The sequence below is a fragment of the Streptomyces sp. NPDC097981 genome (assembly GCF_040302565.1).
GTDB lineage: Bacteria > Actinomycetota > Actinomycetes > Streptomycetales > Streptomycetaceae > Streptomyces.
This window is the reverse complement of sequence record NZ_JBEORW010000008.1, coordinates 189,393-211,734: the sequence shown is the minus strand read 5'-3', so window position 1 is coordinate 211,734 and position 22,342 is coordinate 189,393. Positions and strand designations below refer to the sequence as shown.

Below are 22,342 nucleotides of genomic sequence, written 5' to 3'. Positions count from 1 at the left end.
GGAGACGACCGGGCTCGATTATGCATGGCACGTTTGCGGCTGACACAGCATCAAGGGGCATATAAACGGAACTGGGTTAAATAGGCGAAACGCCCTGTATGTCCCTTTTGCCCACCTCTGCATCGGCCGCACGGGAAGCCGGACAAGGCCGCACGGCGTGCCAGGCCCCGGGTGTCCCGTCCGAGGAGGCCGCGGGCGAGTGACACATGTCTCGCCCGATGGATCTTCACGCTCCCGCCGGCCGGTCGCCACGACGGCCGGGTGCGGCCCCCTGAAAAGTGCTCCGCAATTGACAGTCGGGACCTGACGACGACGGGTCCGGTGAATGATGGCGACCGGCCGCCCCGCGTACCGAGAGGGTTCCTCCATCGTGAACAGATCGCACACCCGCCCGCGTCTGCGCAGGCCGGTCCTCGCGGCCGTCGGCGCCCTGGTGGTCCTCGGCGTGGCCGGCGGACCGGCCGCCGCGCACGTCGAGGTCACCGCCTCCGACCCGCACGCCCTCGCCGAGAACGTCACGCTTTCCTTCACCTCCGAGGCGGAGTCGGACACCGCGGGCATCGCGGAGTTGCGGGTCGTGCTCCCGAAGGGCATCACCCCGGACGCCGTGACCCTGAAGGACGCCCCCAAGGAGTGGAAGCTGACGGCCACCCCGGACGGGTACACCGTCGGCGGTCCCGCTCTGGCCACCGGTACCGACGCCGCGTACAGCATCACGGTGCGCCGGCTGCCCGACGAGAAGACCTTGGCCTTCAAGACCCTCGAAACCTACGGCGACGGAAAGATCGCCCGCTGGATCGAGGTGCCCGCCAACGGGGAGAAGGCCGACGATCCGGCCCCCTTGCTCGAACTGGAGGCAGCGGCCCCCGGGGCACAGCCGATCGCCCCGAGTCCGTCGCCGACCCCGAGCGCCGAACCGCCCGTCAGGCCGTCGACGGCGGCTCCCTCCGTCCCCGTCCCGGCCACGGGCAGCCGGGCGGCGAGCGCGGAGGCTGCCGGCAGCGGAACCGGAGACGTCGTCGGCGTGGTCGCGGCGGAAGCACTGCTCGCCGCCGGCGGGGCGTTCTGGTGGCTGCTCCACAGCCGGGGCCGGGGCCGGGCCTGACCGCAGCGGCCGGGTCCGGTGCACCGCTTGCGCCGTCCACCGGACCCGGCCGCTACCGCGGTGACGATGACGACGTGATGCGGACGGTCTCGCGCACGGTGACCTGGTCGATGTCGGTGGTTCGCACCGTGATGTTCATGGTCCACTCGCCGGGCATGGGCAGCCGCAGGTCATAGGCGGCCCAGTACCCCTTCTGGTTCTTGAGCCTGGCGTCGAGCGGGCCGATTCCCAGGGCGTCCTGGGTGAGGGTCAGGCGGAGTTCGGGAACGGTCGCGAGGCCGCCGTCCGCGGTGTACACGACGGCTTCGACCGTGTTTTCGCCGACGCGTCCCGGCGCCAGCGTGATCTGCACCGTGCCCTGGTGGTTGGCCGTCCCCATGTCGAAGGGGACCGTGACCACCTTCACCTGCGGCTCCTGCGCCGTGGCCGCCGGGGCACTGTCGCCCACGGCGCGGCCGGGCTGGGTGCCGGTGAGCAGGGTCGTGATCGCCAGGACCACGACACCGAGTGCGGCTTCGACGGCCACCGTGCGGCGCAGGCTGCGCCGGTGTCCGCCGGCCTCGGCCACGGACGGCCCGGTGTCGTCGCCCGGCTCGCCCCCACCGGGCGCACCGGACGTGCCGCCGGGTTCCGTTGCCGCCGGGGGCGTCGGCGCGCCGGCCATCTGCGCGACCCTCACCCGCTCGGGCTCGGGCACCGTGAGCGTCTCCGCGGCCGGCTGCGCTGCGTGAACGAGGCGGGCCGTCCGACGACGGGAGAAAAACGCCACCCACAGGACGAGGACCACGGCGGCGACCTTCACGGCGAGGGTCCTCCCGTACGGCGTGCCGGTCAGCGCTTCCCAGGAGCCGACCTGCCGCCAGGACTGGTACACCCCCGTGCCGACCAGAACGGCGACTGCGGTGAAGGCCAGCGTCGAAAAGCGGCCGATCGCGGACTCCGGGACGGCACGGCTGCCGGTGCGCCGAAGGACGACCACCAGCGTGATCAGGCCGCCCAGCCAGACCCCCATGGCCAGCAGGTGCAGCACGGCGACGGGAACGGCCACCGGCACCTGGATGCCGGCGGAGGCGTGTTCGGCTGCGGCCCAGGTGAACGCCAGGCCCAGGGCGAGCACCGCCCCGGCCAGGCGGACTCGGGCACCGGGGTGCGGCGGCTGCGCCCCGTCGCCTTGGCCTTCGGGTCGCAGGGCCGGCAGCCTCGGCAGCACCGCGGCCGCCGCGAGCAGCACGAGCCGGGCGATCAGCGCTGCTCCGGGCCTCCCGGTGACGGTACGGCCCAGCTGAGACGGGTCGAACACCGACATCGGCCGGCCGGCCGTCTCGTACGGGCCGCGCAGCAGCAACAGAGCCACGGTGGCCACCAGCAGCGTCGCCCACCCGGCCACCAGCAGCCTGCGCACCGGACGGACCGCACCTGCGGCGGGCCAGCACACCAGGACGAACGCGGCAGCTCCGACGAGGAGGGCGAGCCCGCTGTAGGCGGCGTAGCGGAAAAGGCCGTACAGGCGGCCGACTGCCGTGTCGTCCGGTGAGCCGGCCGGCACCACGGCGGCGGTCCCGGACGGCTTGCCGACGGAGAAGACGAACGCGCCGGAGATCGGGTGGCCGTCGGCGGAGACGACCCGCCAGGCCACGGTGTAGGTGCCCTGGGGCAGCTTGTCGGACAGCTCCACCCCGGCGGTGTTGTCCTTGCCGTCGACATGCCGTGCCGGGCGGGGGTTCACGCGCTCGTTGTCGGGTGAGAGCACTCTGAGCGAGTCCTCGGTGAAGCCGACCGACTCGGTGAAGGTGAGCGTGACCTGCTGCGGCGCCGTCTTGAGGACGGAGCCGTCGGCGGGATCGGAGCCGCTGAGGCCGGCGTGCGCGTAAGCCGGGACCGCCCCGCCGAGGACCAGGGCGAATAGGGCGGCCACCAGCGCCAGGACGGTCCGTGACGTCCTGGCGGGAGGCGATCCGGTGTGCATGAGGAGGCGGCCTCCAGGGTGGCGGTCGCCGGCGGCGACACCTCCGCCCGGGACTCGGTCGTACGGGGCAGCAGCCGGACGGTGTGGCTCACCTGGGGCGACAGGACGGACTCTGACAGGACTGGGACACAGGGCGAGATGTGGACGATAGTGCTGCCGGCCCGGTGACGGAGCGGGTTGAGCAACTTCTGCCAAAGAGCGGTTCAGAAGGCCCGGCTCCGGCACTTTCCCTGTAAGGGAAGGATGTTCACGCCGTCCTGCGGCGCCGCCGGACGGCGAAGACGATCGCGGCGATGAGGGCGATGCCGAGCAGGACGACGAGCACGGTGCCGATCCTCGCAGCCCGGCCGGCCGGCCTTTACAGGGGGCTTGCCCTCCCGTGCCCATTGACCAACAGCGACCGCGTGCGTACCCGGAGCGCACGGTCCGCGGCGTCCGAGCGGTCCCGGACGATCGAACATACGATGGGCGGGAACCTGCGTGGGCGGCTCGCCGCGCCGCCCGCCCGGAGCACCCGGGGTGGAGACGTATGGCACAGGCCGCCGATACGGCGCGGACCGTCATCCTGACCGTGGACGACGACCCGGGAGTCTCCCGTGCCATCGCCCGTGACCTGCGGCGCCACTACGGCGCCGACTACCGGATCGTGCGCGCCGAGTCCGGCGAGTCCGCACTGGAGGCGCTGCGCGAGCTGAAGCTGCGAGGCGACCTGGTGGCGGTGATCCTCGCCGACTACCGCATGCCCGGGATGAACGGCATCCAGTTCCTCGAACAGGCGCTGGGCGTGTACCCGGGTGCGCGGCGCGTGCTGCTGACCGCGTACGCCGACACCAACGCGGCCATCGACGCGATCAACGTCGTCGACCTCGACCACTACCTGCTCAAGCCGTGGGACCCGCCGGAGGAGAAGCTCTACCCGGTCGTGGACGATCTGCTCGCGGCCTGGCGCTCCAGCGACTACCGGCCGGTACCCGCCACGAAGGTGGTCGGGCACCGCTGGTCGGCGCGCTCCTCGCACGTGCGCGAGTTCCTGGCCCGCAACCAGGTGCCGTACCGCTGGTACTCCTCCGACGAGCCCGAGGGGCGGCGGCTGCTGGAGGCCGCCGGGGCCGACGGACAGCGCCTGCCCCTGGTGATCACGCCGGAGGGCACCGCGCTGATCGAGCCGGAGGCGCCCGAACTGGCTGCCCACGTGGGGCTCGCGACGACGCCGACCGCCGACTTTTACGACCTCGTCGTCATCGGCGGCGGCCCGGCCGGGCTCGGCGCGGCCGTGTACGGAGCCTCGGAAGGACTGCGGACCGTACTGGTCGAGCGGTCGGCCACCGGCGGGCAGGCCGGCCAGAGTTCCCGCATCGAGAACTACCTCGGCTTCCCGGACGGCGTGTCGGGGGCGCAGCTCACCGAACGCGCCCGCCGCCAGGCCGGCCGGTTCGGGGCCGAGATCCTCACGGCGCGCGAGGTCACGGGTCTGGAGGCCAGCGGACCGGCGCGCGTCGTCCGCTTCTCCGACGGCTCGTCCGTCGCCGCGCACAGCGTCATCCTGGCGACCGGGGTGTCGTACCGGCAGCTCCGGGCGCCGGGCTGCGAGGACCTGACCGGCTGCGGGGTGTACTACGGCTCCTCGCTCACCGAGGCGGCCTCCTGCCAGGGGCAGGACGTGTACATCGTGGGCGGCGCCAACTCCGCCGGGCAGGCGGCGATGTACCTGGCACGGGGCGCGAAGTCGGTGACGCTGCTGGTGCGCGGGGAGTCGCTGGCGGCGTCGATGTCGTACTACCTGATCCAGCAGGTCGAGGAGGCGCCGAACATCACGGTGCGGACCCGTACCGTCGTCGAGGCGGCGCACGGCGACGGCCACCTGGAGCAGCTGACGCTGCGTCACATGGACAGCGGTGCGACCGAGCTCGTCGACACCCAGTGGATGTTCGTCTTCATCGGCGCGGCCCCGCTGACCGACTGGCTGCACGGCACGGTGCTGCGCGACGAGCACGGATTCATCCTGGCCGGCCCGGACCTCACGCCGGACGGACGACCGCCGGCCGAGTGGGAACTGGACCGGCCGCCCTACCACCTGGAGACCAGCATTCCCGGCGTGTTCGTGGCGGGCGACGCGCGCGCCCAGTCCGCGAAGCGTGTCGCGTCCGCCGTCGGAGAGGGAGCCATGGCCGTGATGCTCGTCCACCGGTACCTGGAGCAGTCATGAGCGGGCAGGTCATGCCGTGCAGCCCGCAGGAGATCGCCTCGCTGTTCCTGTTCGAGAAGCTCTCCCCGGAGCAGTTGGGGCGGCTGTGCACCGAGGGGCGGGTGGAGCGGTTCCAGGCGGGCCCGGTGTACACCGAGGGCGACCCGGCCACCTGTTTCTACGTGATGATCGAGGGCACCGTCGTACTGTCCCGCCGGGTCGGCGGTGACGACGTCGAAGTCAGCCGCACCTCTCAGCGCGGCGTGTACGCGGGAGCCATGCAGGCCTACCTGGGCGACCAGGTGCCGCAGACGTACCTCAACTCGATGCGGGTGACCGAGCCGACGCGGTTCTTCGTACTGCCCGCGCAGTCGTTCGGGGACATCATGCGGGAATGGTTCCCGATGGCCGCGCACCTGCTGGAGGGTCTCTTCTTCGGTTCGAAGAACACCCAGCGGGCCATCGGCCAGCGTGAACGGCTGCTGGCCCTGGGATCGTTGTCCGCCGGTCTCACCCACGAACTCAACAATCCGGCCGCGGCGGCCGTCCGGGCCACCGCGACGCTGCGGGAGCGGGTGGGCAAGATGCGGCACAAGCTGGCGCTCATCGCCCGGGGCCGGTACTCCCGCGAGACGATCGCCGACCTCATCGAGATCCAGGAGCGCACCGTCGAACGCGTCGCCAAGGCAACGGCGCTCAGCCCGCTGGAGGCGTCCGACCGGGAGGACGAGCTCGCCGACTGGCTCGACGACCACGGCATCCCGGAGGGCTGGCGGATCGCCCCGGCCTTCGTGCAGGCCGGTCTGGACACGGACTGGCTGGAGCAGGTCGCGGCGACCGTGGCCGAGGACATCCTGCCGGCGGCCATCGGCTGGCTCAACTACACGGTCGAGACCGAGCTGCTGATGGACGAGATCGACGACTCCACCACCCGCATCTCCCACCTCGTGGACGCGGCCAAGCAGTACTCACAGCTCGACCGTGCCCCGTACCGGGTCGTCGACGTCCACGAACTCCTCGACAGCACCCTGCTGATGCTGTCCGGCAAGATCGGCCCCCGGATCCGGGTGGTCAAGGACTACGACCGCTCCGTACCCGAGGTACCCGCCTACCCGGCAGAGCTCAACCAGGTGTGGACCAACCTCATCGACAACGCCGCCTCCGCCATCGGGAGCACCGGCCGCGACGGCACCCTGACGGTCCGCACAGCACGGGAGGGTGACCGGCTGCTGGTGGAGTTCCGCGACACCGGGCCCGGTGTCCCGGCGGACATCCGCGGCCGCATCTTCGATCCCTTCTTCACCACCAAGCCGGTCGGCGAGGGCACCGGTCTCGGCCTCGACATCTCCTGGCGGATCGTCGTCAACAAGCACCACGGCAGCCTCCAGGTCGAATCCGTACCGGGCGACACACGGTTCCAGGTCCTGCTGCCGCTGACCGCCGCGGACCCGGAGACGCCTTCCGAGCCCACCTCCCGTCCCTCGCACGAATCCGAGACCGCCGAGGAGCCGGCATGACCGACATCACCGGAATCGACCCGGGCGTCCCGCCCGCCGGAACCGGCTGCGCCGCGTGCGACGCGGTGGGCGGCTGGTGGTTCCACCTGCGGCGCTGCGCCCAGTGCGGACACATCGGCTGCTGCGACTCCTCGCCGGCCCAGCACGCCACCGCCCACTGGAAGTCCACCGGCCATCCCCTGGTGCAGAGCTTCGAGCCGGACGAGGAGTGGTTCTGGAACTACGACACCGGCGAGCTGTACGAGTCCGGGCCCGAGCTGACACCGCCCGGCGGCCACCCGGCGGATCAGCCGGCACCGGGACCGGCCGACAGGGTTCCGCCGGGCTGGACGCGGATGCTGCACCGCTGAGCCAGTCGCGGGGTGCCTCCCGGGCACCGCCCTGCCCTGCCGTTACGGTGGCGGCATGGAGCAGCGGATCAGCCTGGTCACCCTGGGGGTGGCGGACCTCGCCCGCGCCAAGACCTTCTACGCGGCGCTCGGATGGCGGGGCACCGAGGTCGAGGAGACGGTCTTCCATCAGGCGGGCGGTCTGGCCCTGGTGCTGTGGGACCGCCGGAAACTTGCCGCGGACTGCGGTCTTCCCGACGCCCCGCCGACTGGATTCGGCGGTATCGCGCTGGCCCACAACGTGCGTACGGACGCCGAGGTGGACACCGTCCTCGACGCTGCCGCGGCGGCCGGGGGCACCGTCACCCGGCCGGCCGCCCTCAACGCGATCGGCTTCTACTCGGGCGTCTTCACCGACCCCGACGGCCATGCCTGGGAGATCGCCCACAATCCCGGCTTCACTCTGGCCGAGGACGGCTCCCTGACCCTGTCCGACTTCGGCGGGTAGCAGATGATCACGATGAATGCGCCTCTCGCATCGATTGGGGCGGATTGCCCGGCTCGACCCTGTGTCGATCCTGCGGGCTTCCTTAAGGGAAGCTGAAGAACCCCTCCAGATCGCTCTTTTCGCTGGTCACCAGCCTAGGCTCGGGCGGACTCCCCTCCTCCCCTTGCCTTGTGAGGTGTTACCGGCATGAGCCGCAGCCGAAACCCCGAAACCCCGTCCCGTGTTGAGGCGCGACGCAGGAAGACGGTGCGCACCCGCATCGTGCTGTCCGTCACCGCGGCCGCTGCAGCAGTGGCGGTCGGGGTCGCGGTGGCCGACTCCGACGGTGCCGCGCACGGGGGCGGGCGGACCGACGGCGCCGCCGGTCCGGCGTCCGGGAAGTCGGCCGTCGGCGCCGGGGCGCCGACCCCCACCTCTTCCGTCCCCTCCGGCGAGCCCTCGGCCACGACGAGCCCGAGCCCCTCCGGGTCGCCCGAGGCCTCGGGATCGGCCACCCCCACGCAGCCCGCGACGGCCGAGAGCAGCATTGCGGCCAAGTCCGAGTCGACCCAGGCCGACAAGCCCACGCGCAAGCCCGCGACCACGGGGAGCGGCTCCGGGGGCTCCGGGGGCTCCGGGCGGGCGGGGGGCTCCGGAGGCTCAGGTGGCTCCGGCACGGTCAACAGCGATGCCGAATCCGCGGTCCTCGCCCTGGTCAACAAGGAGCGGGGCGCTGCCGGGTGCGGCCCCCTGGCCTTGAACAGCAAGCTGAGTGCAGCGGCGCGGGCCTACAGCGACACCATGGCCCGAAGCGGCGTCATGTCACACACCGGACCCGACGGGTCCACCATGACCAGCCGGGTGGAAGCGGCCGGATACTCCTGGTCCAACCTGGGCGAGAACATAGCCCGCGGTCAGGCCGACGCCGACGCCGTGATGAACGCGTGGATGAACAGCTCCGGCCACCGTGCCAACATCCTCAACTGCGCCTTCAAGGAGATCGGCATAGGCGTCCACAAGGGCGACGGCGGCCCGTGGTGGACGCAGGACTTCGGCGCCTCAAGGTAGCGAACCCGGACAACGGCCTCCCTCCCCGGCCTCCCCCTGCCCCCCCACGCCCTCCGACCCGTCCGCGGGTGCGGAGGGCGTCGGCGTTCCGCCCGCCACCGCCCGGACCGGCTCCCCGGACCACCGGGTCGCGCGGGAAGGGGGAGGCGGTGACGGGCCCGCCGGCGCTTCGGTCACTATGGGGCCGTGCCCCGACTTCCGCGTTACCTGCTCATATGGCTGTCGTGCACGGCTGCCAGTGTGACTGCCGTGCTCCTCACGGTCCAGTTCGTGGTCGGCTCGACCAGGCACACGCCGCCGGTCGCACGGTCCGCCCCGACGGTCATCGAGACTCCGCCCGCATGGCAGGCGGGGACCCCGTCTCCGAGCCCGCCGTCCCCGACCGAGACCGCGAGCCCCTCGCCCACGGTGACGCAACGGCCGTCCCCCTCGGCCCCGTCCCGGACCCCCGTCAAAGCCTCGGCGGAAACCCCCCGGACCGCCGCTCCGAAGACCGTGGACTGCGAGGGAGGGGGAGCAGGCCTGTACACCGTCCCCTCGCAGGGCGGCAAGGTCACGGTGCGGTACGGCAGTCGGGGCGTGTGCCTGATCTCCGCGGTCCCCGGCCGCGGCTTCAAGACCAGCACCTCACAGACCTCTGACGACACCATCACGGTCACGTTCACCAGCTCTGACCACGAGTCGGTCGTCACGGCGACGATCGACCCGACGGCGAAGGCCACCGTCCGCGAGTCGTCGTTCTGACGCCCGGTGGCGCCGGCTGCCGTTCCGGGCCGGTTCGTACCGCTCGACCACCCTTTCCCCTTTCGCGGGATCAACTCCCTTTCATCCGTATCCGGGGCGAGCTCCGGCGAAGCGGAAGGTGAGCTGTTCCTTAGGGCATCCTCAAGATCGGGCCGAGGCGGTTCCTGCGGCCCGGAGCGGTCCTATGCTCGCGTCAGCCGAGCGGCCTCCGGCGCCGGCCCGTGACACCCCGGCGGTCCGTCGGGCCGTCGCTCTTGCCGAGCCGAGGGGGCTCCGTGCCCTTCCCGCCGTCCGATCCTTGCCTTGGGGTGCCTTCGCCATGACTTCTCGCATGCTCCCGCCCGTCCGCGCCGACCGCGGTGCGCAGCCGCCCCGCCCCGGCGCCCGCACGGGGATGCGACTGCCGCTGGTCGCCGCCGCCGTGGTCGCGGCGGCTATGACCGCCGCCTGCGGGCCGTCCTCCCAGCCCGCCGGATCCGCGGCGCCGTCCGCGGCCTCGCTCTCCCCGCCGTCCCTCCCCTCCGCCTCGGAGTCCGCATCCGGGTCGCCCGAGGCCTCCCCGACCGCATCGGCCTCGGCGTCCGCATCCGCGTCCGCCACCGCCCGGCCCGGCTCCCCGACCGCCCGTACCGGGTCCGCCGCCCCCGCCGGAACGTCCGCCAAGCCGTCCCGTGCGTCCGCCGCGGCCCAGCCGGCAGGGATACCCGGCCCCGGCTACGACAGTTCGGCCGATGCGCAGGAGCAGATCGACGCCGCCCTGCGCGCGGCCAAGTCCGAAGGGCGGATGGTACTGCTCGACTTCGGCGCGAACTGGTGCGGCAACTGCAAGGCCGCCGACAAGGTGTTCGCCCAGCCGCAGACCGCGGCCCTCCTCGGGGCCTCGTACCACATGGTCAAGGTCGACATCGGCGGCGACAGCTCCACCAACTCCGCACTCCTGCGCAAGTACAGTCCCTCCGGCGGCACCTACACGATGCCCGTGCTGGTCGTCGTCTCCCCCTCCGGCACGGTACGCACCGACACCCACGTCACCCGCAACCCGTCCCTGACCCCGGAGGGCATCAACTCCTTCCTGCGCCAGTGGGCGTCATGAGACGACCGGCCCGGGTGTCCGCCGTCGTCCCGGCCGGGGCCGGACTCGCGGTGGCCGCCGCTCTGGTCCTCGCCGGCATCGCCACCGACGACGGCGGAGCCGGGGCGCCGGACGGGCAGGCGGGCGCGGTCAGGACCGTGGCCGGGGCCACGGTCGTGGACCCCGGCGCCCGTCCGGACGCGCCCGCACTGACCGGCGACGACCTGGACGGGAAGCCGGTCAGCCTCGCCGGGCTCCGGGGCAACGTCGTCGTCCTCAACGTCTGGGGTTCCTGGTGCGGTCCCTGCCGGGCGGAGGCCGACGACCTGGAGCAGCTCAGCCGGCAGACCCGGGCCGACGGGGTCCGGTTCCTCGGGATCAACACCCGGGACCGGGACCGGGCGGCCGCCCGGACCTTCGTGCGCGCACACGGTCTGAGCTACCCCAGCCTGCCCGACCCCACCGGCGAACTGCTGCTGCGCTTCCCGCCCGAGCTGCTCAACCCGCAGGCGGTCCCCGCGACCCTCGTGATCGACCGCCGCGGACGCATCGCCGTCGGCATCGGGGGCGCCGTCACCGACGAGCAGCTGCGGCCCCTGCTCGTGCGCGTGGCCGGGGAGGAGTCATGACGACGGTCACGTACGGGGCGGTGCGGCCCTCCCGGACGGCCCGGGTCGCGGCCGCCCTCCTCTCCTCGGCCGTACTCGCGGCATGCGGCGGCCGGTCCGCCGAGGGCGCCGGTGCCTCCGCACCCACGACGAGCTTCACCGAGCAGGGGGTCACCGTCACGCTCTCGGTATCCGACTGGCACACCTCGAAGGGCACCCTCACCGCGGTGTTCGCTCCCGAACGCAAGGGTTTCCACCTCTACAGCACCGATCTGCCGGCCGGCGGCGTCGAGGGAGTGGGCAGACCGACCGCGATGGCCGTCACCGGGGCCCTCAAGGCGGAGGGCAGGACGGCGGCCGCCGCGCAGGTACGGTCGATCACCGTGCCCGGTGTCGAATCCCCGGTGCCCGTGTACCCGGACGGCCCGGTCACCACCACGCTGCCCGTCCGCGCCGACGGGAACGGCGACGCGACGGTGCTGCTCGGCTACGCGAGCTGCAGCACCGAGGACGGCTGCACCATTCCGGTCTCGGACCACCCCGTGCACCTGCACATCAACGGCGGCCGCCCGGCGTTCGACACCCACTAGCCGCGACCTCACCCGATCGAGCCCCTAAGGTGTCCCCCATGCCCAGCGTCCTGGTCGTGGAAGACGACCCCAGCATCCGCCAGTCACTGATCGAGGTCCTGGCGGAGCACGGGTATGCCGTACGCAGCTCCGCCGACGGGTTCGGGGCCCTGCGGGAGGTCGCCCAGACGCCCGTCGACGCGGTGGTCCTCGACCTGGGCCTGCCCGATCTGGACGGAGGGGACGCCCTGCGCATGATCCGGGGCATTTCCTCCGTACCCGTCCTGGTGGCCACCGCCCGCGACGACGAGCGGGAGATCATCAGCCTTCTCAACGCGGGCGCCGACGACTACCTGGTCAAGCCGTTCTCCGGAGGGCAACTCGTCGCTCGCCTCTCCGCCGTCCTGCGGCGCACCAGTCATGTTCCGCCCGCCGCTCCAGCGCCGGGTGCACCGGGGGCGCCGGCGGCCGACGCGCTGCGCCCCACCACCGTGGGCGAGCTCGCTGTGGACCCGGGCGCGCGCACCGCGTACCTGGCCGGCCGGGAGCTGCGCCTCACCCGCCGGGAGTTCGACCTCCTGGCGTTCCTCGCCCGCCACCCCGGCCAGGTCGTCTCCAAACGCCGTCTGCTGACCGAGGTCTGGCGCGAGCCGTACGTGGACGACCAGACCGTCGACGTGCACCTGTCGTCGCTGCGTCGCAAGCTCGGTGAACGGGCGGCGGCCCCGCGGTACCTGCTGACCGTCCGCGGCGTCGGCATCAAACTGGTGGCGCCGCGTTGAGGCGTTCGCTGGCCGGAGTGGCGCTCGCCGTGACCTCCATGGTCGCCCTCTCCTTCCTCATACCGTTGGCCGCACTGGTGATGTCACTGGTCAAGGCGCAGGCCGTCACCGCGGCCGAGCAGCGCGCCGCCGCCCTCGCCCCCGTCCTCACGCTGACCACGGATCCGTCCGCGCTGCGGGAGTCCGCCGAGAGCCTCGATCCGGGGGAGCACCTGGTCGTCCACCTGCCGGCGGACGCCGGGGCCCTCGGCAGTTCCAAGGCCCCCGCCGCGCTGCTCGAACGGGCGCAGCAGGGGCGGGAGTCCATCTCCCAGGAGATCCCGGGCGGCTGGATCTGCCTGCAGCCGGTGGTGCTCCCCGGGGACCGGGTGGCCGTGATCGAGAATTTCGTTCCCGAGGAGGAACTGACCCACGGGGTCAAGGAATCGTGGGCGGTCATGGTCTTCCTCGCCGTGGCGCTGATCGGCGGCTCGGTCCTGGTCGCCGACCGTCTCGGTGCGAAGGTCGTCAGGTCCTCGAAGAAGCTCGCACAGGCGTCGCGCGCACTCGGCCAGGGGGACCTGGAGACCCGCGTGGACCCCGTGGGCCCCAAGGAGCTGCGGGACGCGGGTGTCGCCTTCAACGCGATGGCCCACCGGATGACCGAGTTGCTCGCCGTCGAACGGGAACTCGTAGCCGATCTGTCCCACCGGCTGCGCACCCCTCTGACGGCCCTGCACCTCGCGTCGGAGCGCATGGCCGGCACACCGGAGTCGGCCAGGGTCGAGGCGGCGGTCGGTGAACTGGAGGCGGAACTCCAGGCCATCATCGCTGCGGCGCGCAGCCCGCTCGCCGTGGGCCCCATGGGCCAGGGCATGCTCGGCGCGGAACCGCCCGCAGGTCACCACGCCGTGCGCGCGGGGGCGTCCGGCCCCCGCTGCGAGGTGGAGGACGTCGTCCGCCGCCGTACCGCCTTCTGGACGGTCCTGGCGGAGCAGCAGAACCGGTCCTGCTCCCTCGGCCTCACCCAGGAACCCACGGCTGTCAGCCTCTCCGACGACGACGTCGCCGCCGTGGTGGACGCCCTCATCGGCAACATCTTCCGGCACACCGCGCCGGGGACCCCGTTCGGCGTCCAGGTCGTGCGTACGGCCCATGCGGTGGAGCTGGTCGTGGAGGACGGTGGACCGGGCATCCCGGAACCGGAGCTGGCGCTCTCCCGCGGGAGCAGCACCGGTTCCACCGGGCTGGGTCTCGACATCGCCGGGCGGGCCGCGACCGCCACGGGCGGCTCGGTGCGCATCGGCCGCAGCCCGTTGGGAGGCGTGCACATCACGGTGTCGTTCGCGCTGGCCCCGGCGACCCCGTCGGGCCGCGGACCGCGCACCTCCCGCCGCCGGCCGGCCTGGCCGCGCAGACGGTAGCGGGCCGGGACGGCGGACAGGCAGACAGGCAGACAGGCAGACAGGCAGACGTATGCCGTCAGGCGAAGCGCGATCGCCTTCTCCTGGGCGGCCACGGGCCCTCGGCCCGCCGCGCCTCCGTCTCGTCCGTCGTCACCGCTGTCACCAGGACTTCCCTCCGGGCTTGTGGCTATCTCCAATATCACCTGCTCAGACGCGACCACTATTGGCGCATACACCAAGCATTTGCCAGGAGATTGTCGAATATTAGCTGCAGATGCAGGATGGGGCGTGAAGGTGTGCCGTGGAGGAGGTGGCAGGTGAGCGACGGAGAGCGGAGCAGTGCCGTTCGCGGGTGGCTCCGGGGCATCGGGGTCTTCGCGGGGCCGCTGCCCGAGTTCGTGCCCGAGCAGGCTCCGGACGACCCGGTCCGCCTGTTCCTGTCCTGGCTGTCCGACGCCGTGGCGGACGGCCTGCGCGACCCGCACGCCATGACCCTGTCCACCGTCGACGAGGCGGGCGACCCGGATGCCCGGGTCGTGATCCTCAAGAGCGTGGATGCTTCCGGCTGGCAGTTCGGCGGGCACGGCTTCAGCCCCAAGGGCCACCAGTTGGCCGTCCACCCCCGGGCCGCACTGACCTTCTACTGGCCCGAGCACGGCCGGCAGGTCCGCCTGCGCGGGCCCGTCACACCCGGATCCGCCCAGGACAACGCCGAGGACTTCCTCGCCCGGTCCGCGACCGCCCGCGCCGAGGCCCTGCTGGGCCGTCAGAGCCAGTACCTGGCGGACACCGCCGAACGCGACCAGGCCCTGGAGAAGGCCCTGGGCCTCGTCGGGAAGGAGCCTTCGCTCGTCGACTCCGCCTGGACGCTCTACACCCTTGCGCCGGTGGTGGCCGAGTTCTGGCAGGCGGCGGCGAGCCGCGTCCACACGCGGCTGCGCTACGAGCGCACCGCGAACGGCTGGGGTCGGTTCCGGCTCTGGTCGTGACACCCCCGCCCCTGCCCCACCCGTTCCTGCAGGCCCCGTCGGCACAACCGCGGGTGTGCGGGAATCCCCCTGTCCCTGCTCACAAGGCGAGGTAACCCCATGACGACACGTACCCAGGACGGCAGCGCGGGCGACGTCGACTACGGCGCGATCGGCGCCGGATACTCCTCCCACCGCCGCCCGGACGAGCGCATCGCCCGGTTCATCGCCCGGGCGCTGGGCGATGCCCAGACCGTGCTCAGCGTCGGCGCCGGCGCCGGATCGTACGAGAACGCGGCGCCCAGCGTGACGGCCGTCGAGCCGTCGGAGTCGATGCGTGCCCAGCGTCCGGCGCGACTCGCCCGCGCAGTGGACGCCGTCGCCGAGGACCTGCCCTTCGCGGACGGGGAGTTCGACGCAGCGATGACGCTGTTCAGCGTGCACCAGTGGTCCGACGTACGGGCCGGGCTGCGCGAGATGCGGCGCGTGACCCGCGGACCCGTGGTCATCCTGACCTGCGACCCCACGTCGGTCCGGGAGTTCTGGCTGTACCGGTACGCGCCCGAGGTGCTCGACACCGAGGCGCGGCGCTACCCGGGCGTCGAGGAACTGGCCGCCGCCCTGGGCGGCACCGGGACCGTCACGACGGTGCCGATCCCGCTGGACTGCACCGACGGGTTCAACGAGGCCTACTACGGCCGCCCGGAGGTGCTGCTCGACCCGACGGCCCGCCAGGCCTGCTCGGCATGGAGCTTCGTCGACGACCGGGTCCGCGAGCACTTCGACACGTCCCTGCGCCACGACCTGGAATCCGGGGCCTGGGACGCGGAGTTCGGCCACCTGCGCCACCGGCCCGCGTACGAAGGGTCGCTCGTCGTCGTGCGCGCCACCCCGTGAACAGCAGCACGAGAAAGAGAACGGCACAGCGGGCCGCACCCGCCCGTTGACGGGTACCCGCGGCAGTCCCGGCAGTGCCGCGGCCAGGGCCCCTGCCGGTCCCGAGCACCGGCACCGGCGCCAGGGACAGCAGCAGCGCCGGGACGGCGAGCAGCGCGTCGGTTGCACGCATGAGCAACTCGTCGGCCCGGCCGCCCGCATAGCCGGCGACGAATCGGATCGCGGAACCGGCCCCGGCCGGCCTGCGGGGTCAGAACCAGTGCAGGCAGTGCGGGGAGCGCTCGGCGCGGAAGAGGGCGTCGGCGAGCATGGCCGCGCCCGGGCGGTGGGCCCGGACGTGTCCGGCACGCACGAGCGTGCTCGGGGCGGTGCCGCCGAGGTAGACCGAGCCCAGGTCGCTGACGTCGAGGGACAGGTCGGGCTCCCGGTCCGTCGGGACGCAGTCGGCCTTGCCGTCCCGGACGGTCAGCAGGTAGCGGCCGTGCTCGCCGAGGAACGGGTCGTCGACATCGAGGACGAGCTCGCCGTCCGTGAACCAGCCGCGCGCGGTCAGTGCACGGGGGACGTCCAGCAGCCGCACCCAGAGCCAGTCGGTGTCGCCGCTCACCTCGCCGGCACGGAAGTCCTCGAACTGCCAGCGCAGCGGGTGCTCGGTCGGGACGTGCTTGAACACGACCTGGCTGACCAGGTCGTGTCCGAGCAGGAACCGGGCCAGGGCCGTGTAGACGGCGTCGTCGGTGGTGATGATCTCGTCGACGGTCAAGGTGACGGACTCGCCGAGCGAGTAGCTGGCGTACCCGTCCGGGACGCCGTCGGCGTCCCGGTGGACGGCGATGTACCGCGGCGCCCGAGAGATCGGGGGCTGCCCCGCTCCCGAGGACCACCAGTGGTGCGGCCGGGACAGCGCGCCGGGCTGTGCGCGGCGGTACCGGTCGTAGACCTCTTCCAGGACCTCGCCGCACTCGGCGCGCCGCAGCACCTCGATCGAGCCGGTGTCCGGGCCGGTCGCCGGGGCATCGGCCGCTCCGCGCGCCCGGGGAAGGGCGAGGGCCGCCTGGTGGCGCGGCACCGTCAGCCGCGCCGTGTAGGTCGCCGGTCCGTAGCCGAACCTGCGGTAGATCAGGGCCTCGGAGGCCAGCAGTACGGAGAGGCACTCCCCGCGGGCCCGCAGCGCGGCGAGCTGATGCCGCATCATCGCGGTGAGCACGCCCCGGCGCCGGTGCGACGGCAGGACGCCGACGGCGGTGACCCCGGAGGTCGGGACGAGGATCTCACCGGGCAGGGTGAGCTCGAAAGAGTACGCACCGGCGGTGCCGACGGGCCGCCCGTCCGCCGTCACGGCGAGCAGGTTGCGGTCCATTTCGTACGCCGACCAGAAGACCCCGCCGCCGTCCTCGGTCGGGGTTTCCGGGAAGCGCCCGAACGCGCCATGGATGGTGTCGACGAAGACCTCAAGGTCCTGGTCGGTCGTGGGACGAATGTCCATTGCTGCCGCTGCCTTCCCCTCCATGCCGGCACCATGACTCGTGGTGTCCCGCCACAATGCAGCGATACCGCGTCGCCGGGTCAAGCGGATTACGCGCGGGGGAGGAGCCCGGAGCGCCCTCGTGCGACGTGTCCACCGGAAGAGAAGGCACCCCGGCGGTGATCCGCCACACCCGGTGACATGTCTGCCCAAATGCCACATCCCGCACTTCGGCTGGGTCCGCGCCCGGCATCCAGGATGATGTCCCGGTGCAGAATGCGGAACAGTTCAGCGAGGCCGAGGACGATACGGACAGCCCCGGAGCAGCGGGCCCACGCACTCCCGTGGACCTGTCCATACGGGTCAGAGCCGCCCAGGAGGGCGACGAGGCGGCCTTCGGAGAGCTGTTCCGGGCGGTGCAGCCCGGCCTGCTGCGCTACCTGGGCGTCCTCGTCGGCGCCGAAGCGGAGGACGTGGCCTCCGAGACGTGGCTGCAGATCGCCCGGGACCTGGCGTCATTCCACGGGGACTACGACGGATTCCGCGGCTGGGTCGCGACGATAGGCCGGAACCGGGCGCTGGACCTGCTGAGGTCCCGACGGCGGCGGCCGGTCAGCAGCGTGCCGGCGGAGGACCTGCTCGGTGACCGGCCTGCGGCCGACGACACCGAGGGCGCCGCTCTCGCCGGCATCGGTACCGCGGCGGCCCTGGCCCTCATCGCCGCATTGCCCCGCGACCAGGCCGAGGCCGTGCTGCTGCGTGTGGTCATGGACCTGGACGCGCAGACGGCCGCCCGGGTGCTCGGCAAGCGGTCGGGCGCCGTACGGATGGCCTCTCACCGCGGCCTGCGCAAGCTCGCGAAGCACGTCGCAGCGCCGCCGCGAGGGGCAGGAGCGTCCACGGATCCGGATGCCCGGCAGTCCCCGGAAAAAAATTCGGCCCCGGGAGTGACACCGGCGAAGGCACCGACGCTGAAGGGCATGAGATGAGCACCAACCGATCCCGGCGTATCGACCACGACACGGCAGAGCAGTTGCTCGGCCGGCACGCGGTCGGCGCGGCGGACGGCCACGAAGCCCTCGCGGGACTGCTCTCCGCCGCCGCCGCACCCGCGTCGGCAGGGGAACTGTCGGGCGAGCAGGCGGCGCGGGCCGCGTTCCGGGCGGCTCGGCTCGCACCTGTCCCTGTTCCGCAACGCCCCCGGAGGCAGCCGATGGTCATGTCGGCGCTGGCGAAGGTCCTGAGCGCGAAGGTCGCGGCCGCCGCCGTCGCCACCGCGCTCGGCGGCATCGCCGTGGCGGCCGGCACCGGCCACCTGCCCGCCGCTCTGGGGGGCGGCCCGGACGGCGACCGGCCGGCGCAGGCCGGGGCCTCCACCGCGGCCTCTCCTTCGGTTCCCCCGAGAGCGGCCGCTCGTACGACGGCACCCCTGCCGGCCGACCTCGCGGAACTCTGCCGCGCCTACGACCGGGCACGCGACGCTCATCCCGGGGAGGCTCCGGCGGAGCCCCGCTTCACCGTCCTGGTCACGGCGGCCGGGGGCCCGGACAACATCCCGGGATACTGCGCCCCGGCACTGGAGGCCTCCGGCACTCCCGGCGCCGCACCCGGTGCCACGGACCGTCCGGCGGAGGCCCGGCCGAGCGGGCGTCCGGCGTCCCGGCCCCAGCCGCCGGGCAACCGGCCTGCCGGTCCCGGCGCCGGCCACACACCGAACGCACCCGACAGCCGTCCGACCGGTCCCCCGGACGGCAAGCCCGGTGCCCCTCCCGGAACAGGCGGAACAGGCGGCGACCCGACCCCGCACCCCAAGGGATGAACCCCGCCGCCCACGCCCGGGCCGACGGGCGGGGCGGCACCCACCACCCGACCGCTTTCGACCCTCCTATCCGTAGAGGCCCTCCACCGATGCACCGACCACCTGGCGACCCGGCCGAGGAAACCGTGCCGATCCCCCTCGCCGGCACAGGCGCCCCTGGCGTACCGGACACCCCGCCGCAGTGCGTACCCGAGGCGAGCCCGGTCTTCGTGGACGCCTCGGGGCGCAGGCAGCGCCGAGTCCGCCGGATGGGCCGTCTGCTCGTCATCCCGGCCGCGGCCTACGTCGTCCTGCTCATCAGCACACTGATGGGCGGTCCCACGGTCCGGTCACCGTTCCTCCCCTCCGCGCAGGCACCGCAGGGTCTCAAGGGCAAGGACCCGGCAGCGGGGTCCACACCGAGCCCGTCCATCGGCAAGGCTGCGAACGGAACCCGCAGCCCCCGCCCGCCCGCCGCGCCCGCCACCGCGCCGTCGTCCGCCACCACCGTCACGACCGCCAGGACCGCCGCGCCCGGCACCGGGGCAGGTCCGACCGGCGCCCCGGTCGGCCGCCCGACCGCCTCCCCTGGCGGCGGCGCCACCCCCTCACCGGGTGGTGCGGCGCGCGGCCGCTCCACTTCCGCACCGGGCCAGGGCGGCAAGCCCACCACCCATCCCTGAGTTCCGCACCGCCAGGCAGGAAGCGCTCCCCTTGTCCAAGAACCCCCGTCGCCGCCAGGCCCGCGGCCGGCACGGCACCGTACGCAACGTCCCGCTGCGCACGCACTGGCTGCTCCTCACGACGCTGGTGCTCACCCTCTCGGCCGCCCTGCTGATCCAGGGGTACACCCAGCACCTGTTCGACACCACCGCCGACGGCGCGGCACGCAGCCAGGGGCCGGCTTCCTCCGTGCCCGCGCAGATCGCCTCCGGCGGCCCGGTGATCGAGGGAGCGGTAGGGCGCACCGCCGCCCCGGCCGCCCGCACCATCGCCCTGACCTTCGACGACGGCCCCGACCCGGTCTGGACGCCGAAGATCCTCGACATCCTGCGCCGCAACGACGTCCACGCCACGTTCTTCACCGTCGGCACCCGCGTCGCCGAGAACCCCGACCTCGCCCGGCGGATCGTCGCCGAGGGCCACCAGATCGGGCTCCACAGCTTCACCCACACCAACCTGGGCGCCTCGTCCCCCTGGCGGCGCTCCCTGGAACTGCGTGAGACGCAGCTCGCCATCGCCGGCGCCACCGGAGTCACCACTCCGCTGCTGCGCCCGCCGTACTCCTCCACCGGCAGCGCGCTCACCGATGCCGACTTCGACGCGGTCGTCCAAGCCGGCCAGGAGGGCTACCTCACCGTCCTCACGACCCGGGACAGCGAGGACTGGCGCCGGCCGGGCGTCGCACAGATCGTCGCGAACTCCATCCCCAAGGACAGCGGCGGACAGATCATCCTGATGCACGACGCGGGCGGAGACCGGTCCCAGACCGTCACCGCGCTGGAGCAGCTCCTGCCGAAGCTCAAGGCCTCCGGCTTCACGTTCGCCACCGTCGGCGACGCCGTCGCGCTCCCCGAGAGCGTGCAGCCGGCCGGGACGGCCGAGCAGTGGCAGGGACTCGCCCTGATCACCGCGCTGCGCACCAGTGACTGGATCCTGGACGGCATCTCCTGGCTCCTGTGGGCCGCGGGCGCGATCAGTCTGCTGCGTGCGATCGCCGTGTTCGTCGCCGCCCGGCGCCACGTACGGATGCGCCGCAAGCCGTGGGGGGCGCCGGTCACCGAGCCCGTCAGCATCATCGTCCCCGCCTTCAACGAGAGCGCCGGCATCGAGGCGGCCGTCCGCTCCCTCCTCGCCTCCGACCACCCTGTCGAGATCATCGTCGTCGACGACGGCTCCACCGACGGCACCGCCGACATCGTCGAGGCCCTCCGGCTGCCGGGGGTGCGGGTCATCCGGCAGCAGAACGCCGGAAAGCCGACCGCGCTCAACACCGGCATCGCCGCAGCCTCGTGCGATCTCCTCGTCATGGTCGACGGCGACACCGTCTTCGAACCGGACGCCGTCCGCATGATCGTCCAGCCCTTCGCCAACCGCCGCGTCGGAGCCGTCTCCGGCAATGCCAAGGTCGTCAACCGGGACGGCCTGCTCGGACGCTGGCAGCACATCGAGTACGTCGTAGGATTCAACCTCGACCGCCGCCTGTTCGACCTCGCCGAATGCATGCCCACCGTCCCCGGCGCCGTCGGCGCCTTCCGGCGCGAGGCGCTGCTGCGCGTCGGCGGCGTCAGCGACATCACGCTCGCCGAGGACACCGACCTCACCATGGCCCTGTGCCGCGACGGCTGGCGGGTCGTCTACGAGGAGCGCGCCAAAGCGTGGACCGAGGCACCGGCCTCACTCGGCGCCCTGTGGAAGCAGCGCTACCGCTGGTGTTACGGCACTCTGCAGGCCATGTGGAAGCACCGCGGCGCCCTCACCCAGCGCGGCCAGGCGGGCAAGCTCGGCCGGCGCGGGCTGGTCTACCTCCTGATGTTCCAGGTCCTGCTGCCTCTGCTCGCCCCCGTGGTAGACGTGTTCGCGGTGTACGGCCTGGTCTTCCTCGACCCGTTGCGCATCGTCGGCCTGTGGACGGCTTTCCTGCTCCTGCAAGTGCTGATGGGCCTGTACGCGTTCCGCCTCGACGACGAGCGACCCGGCCCGCTCTGGAGCCTCCCGCTCCAGCAGTTCGTCTACCGCCAGCTGATGTACCTCGTCGTCATCCAGTCCGTCTTCACCGCCATCGCCGGATCCCGCCTGCGCTGGCAGCGGATGGAGCGCTACGGCAGTCTCCAGGTCCCCCTCGGCGCGGTGGAGTCCCCGGCGCCCGCACCGGCACAGGCACCTGCACCGGCACCGGCACCGGCACCGGCACCGGCATTCGCATACGATCCGGCTCCGGCCAACGGCCATGACGCCGATGCCGCGTGGGCCTATCCTCCTCCGTTCCACCCGCAGACCCCGCAGCCGCCCACGCCGACGATTTACCAGGATTACCGCTGAGGACGCGACGCCGGAAACCCGCTCGAATTCCGGTGGACCGCAGGCCATTCATGCCGGCATTCACCACTGCCGGACCCGCGGACCGGGCCGCATTCCCCGCACACCACGAAGCCCCCACGGCCCGCCCGGCCGGGGGGCTTCGGCCGTGAGGAGCCACATGCGCAGGCCAGGCCCCCTCCCGGCGCGCCTAACAGGCATCGGCGAAGGCGGGCAACCATCCGGAGTGGCGAATTCCCGCCACTTCGGAACCGGCCCGGCGGCCGAACACACAGAAGCAACACGGCTGTAACGTCGAGGGCAATGTCGGAGATGGCACCGAATTCCCCGACACGCGCTCAGGCCCTACGCCGGGTAA

General features: G+C 72.7%; 20 protein-coding genes. 18 read left to right on the top strand and 2 right to left on the bottom strand.

The annotated features are described in order from the left end of the window. Positions 1-370: 370 nt before the first annotated feature. Positions 371-1,105, top strand: coding sequence for a DUF1775 domain-containing protein (locus ABTY04_RS10895; RefSeq protein ID WP_352213023.1), 735 nt, complete (start codon positions 371-373; stop codon positions 1,103-1,105). 52 nt (positions 1,106-1,157) lie between these two features. On the opposite strand, the gene ABTY04_RS10890 is transcribed toward ABTY04_RS10895, so the two are convergent. Continuing rightward, entirely contained in the window at positions 1,158-3,071 is a 1,914-nt protein-coding gene (locus tag ABTY04_RS10890; RefSeq protein WP_352213022.1) for a copper resistance CopC/CopD family protein, read from the bottom strand. Between the two features lie 529 nt (positions 3,072-3,600). Here ABTY04_RS10890 and ABTY04_RS10885 point away from each other — a divergent pair. The 13 genes from ABTY04_RS10885 (at position 3,601) to ABTY04_RS10825 (ending at position 15,682) form a co-directional block, all read left to right on the top strand. After that, complete coding sequence (locus tag ABTY04_RS10885) at positions 3,601-5,277, top strand: NAD(P)/FAD-dependent oxidoreductase (RefSeq protein WP_352213021.1); 1,677 nt, start codon at positions 3,601-3,603, stop codon at positions 5,275-5,277. Beyond that, the gene (locus ABTY04_RS10880) at positions 5,274-6,773 is read left to right on the top strand and encodes an ATP-binding protein (protein ID WP_352213020.1); all 1,500 of its coding nucleotides are present in this window, start codon (positions 5,274-5,276) and stop codon (positions 6,771-6,773) included. The genes ABTY04_RS10885 and ABTY04_RS10880 overlap by 4 nt, the downstream gene beginning before the upstream one ends. Next, the gene (locus ABTY04_RS10875) at positions 6,770-7,123 is read left to right on the top strand and encodes a UBP-type zinc finger domain-containing protein (protein ID WP_352213019.1); all 354 of its coding nucleotides are present in this window, start codon (positions 6,770-6,772) and stop codon (positions 7,121-7,123) included. The genes ABTY04_RS10880 and ABTY04_RS10875 overlap by 4 nt, the downstream gene beginning before the upstream one ends. Before the next feature lie 55 nt (positions 7,124-7,178). Further along, positions 7,179-7,610, top strand: a complete 432-nt coding sequence (locus tag ABTY04_RS10870; RefSeq protein ID WP_352213018.1) for a VOC family protein — start codon at positions 7,179-7,181, stop codon at positions 7,608-7,610. 186 nt (positions 7,611-7,796) lie between these two features. After that, a complete protein-coding gene (locus ABTY04_RS10865) occupies positions 7,797-8,657 on the top strand; it encodes a CAP domain-containing protein (RefSeq protein ID WP_352213017.1) in 861 nt (286 codons plus the stop codon). Between the two features lie 240 nt (positions 8,658-8,897). Beyond that, entirely contained in the window at positions 8,898-9,401 is a 504-nt protein-coding gene (locus tag ABTY04_RS10860; protein WP_352213016.1) for a hypothetical protein, read from the top strand. Positions 9,402-9,720: 319 nt separating this feature from the next. After that, positions 9,721-10,494, top strand: a complete 774-nt coding sequence (locus tag ABTY04_RS10855) for a thioredoxin family protein (protein ID WP_352213015.1) — start codon at positions 9,721-9,723, stop codon at positions 10,492-10,494. Next, the gene (locus ABTY04_RS10850; RefSeq protein WP_352213014.1) at positions 10,491-11,102 is read left to right on the top strand and encodes a TlpA disulfide reductase family protein; all 612 of its coding nucleotides are present in this window, start codon (positions 10,491-10,493) and stop codon (positions 11,100-11,102) included. The genes ABTY04_RS10855 and ABTY04_RS10850 overlap by 4 nt, the downstream gene beginning before the upstream one ends. Further along, complete coding sequence (locus ABTY04_RS10845; protein ID WP_352213013.1) at positions 11,099-11,671, top strand: hypothetical protein; 573 nt, start codon at positions 11,099-11,101, stop codon at positions 11,669-11,671. Before ABTY04_RS10850 ends, ABTY04_RS10845 begins: the two co-directional genes overlap by 4 nt. A gap of 38 nt (positions 11,672-11,709) precedes the next feature. Next, positions 11,710-12,432 (top strand): response regulator transcription factor, encoded by a 723-nt coding sequence (locus ABTY04_RS10840; RefSeq protein WP_352213012.1) that lies wholly within the window; start codon positions 11,710-11,712, stop codon positions 12,430-12,432. Then, positions 12,429-13,835, top strand: coding sequence for an ATP-binding protein (locus ABTY04_RS10835; protein WP_352213011.1), 1,407 nt, complete (start codon positions 12,429-12,431; stop codon positions 13,833-13,835). The genes ABTY04_RS10840 and ABTY04_RS10835 overlap by 4 nt, the downstream gene beginning before the upstream one ends. Before the next feature lie 299 nt (positions 13,836-14,134). Continuing rightward, positions 14,135-14,806, top strand: a complete 672-nt coding sequence (locus ABTY04_RS10830; RefSeq protein WP_352213010.1) for a pyridoxine/pyridoxamine 5'-phosphate oxidase — start codon at positions 14,135-14,137, stop codon at positions 14,804-14,806. A 99-nt stretch (positions 14,807-14,905) separates the two neighbouring features. Continuing rightward, positions 14,906-15,682 carry a class I SAM-dependent methyltransferase gene (locus tag ABTY04_RS10825; RefSeq protein WP_352213009.1) on the top strand — a complete coding sequence of 259 codons (777 nt, stop codon included), beginning with the start codon at positions 14,906-14,908 and terminating at the stop codon, positions 15,680-15,682. A gap of 250 nt (positions 15,683-15,932) precedes the next feature. Here the strand turns inward: ABTY04_RS10825 and ABTY04_RS10820 are convergent, their stop codons facing one another. Beyond that, positions 15,933-17,168, bottom strand: a complete 1,236-nt coding sequence (locus ABTY04_RS10820; protein ID WP_352213008.1) for a GNAT family N-acetyltransferase — start codon at positions 17,166-17,168, stop codon at positions 15,933-15,935. Positions 17,169-17,497: 329 nt separating this feature from the next. Here ABTY04_RS10820 and ABTY04_RS10815 point away from each other — a divergent pair, with 329 nt between their 5' ends. The 4 genes from ABTY04_RS10815 to ABTY04_RS10800 all read left to right on the top strand — a co-directional run bounded on the left by ABTY04_RS10815 (position 17,498) and on the right by ABTY04_RS10800 (position 21,987). After that, positions 17,498-18,136, top strand: a complete 639-nt coding sequence (locus ABTY04_RS10815; protein WP_502996610.1) for an RNA polymerase sigma factor — start codon at positions 17,498-17,500, stop codon at positions 18,134-18,136. After that, a complete protein-coding gene (locus ABTY04_RS10810) occupies positions 18,133-18,966 on the top strand; it encodes a hypothetical protein (protein WP_352213007.1) in 834 nt (277 codons plus the stop codon). Before ABTY04_RS10815 ends, ABTY04_RS10810 begins: the two co-directional genes overlap by 4 nt. An 89-nt stretch (positions 18,967-19,055) precedes the next feature. Continuing rightward, positions 19,056-19,628, top strand: a complete 573-nt coding sequence (locus tag ABTY04_RS10805) for a hypothetical protein (protein ID WP_352213006.1) — start codon at positions 19,056-19,058, stop codon at positions 19,626-19,628. A 31-nt stretch (positions 19,629-19,659) separates the two neighbouring features. Next, complete coding sequence (locus ABTY04_RS10800; RefSeq protein WP_352213005.1) at positions 19,660-21,987, top strand: bifunctional polysaccharide deacetylase/glycosyltransferase family 2 protein; 2,328 nt, start codon at positions 19,660-19,662, stop codon at positions 21,985-21,987. Positions 21,988-22,342: the final 355 nt, after the last annotated feature.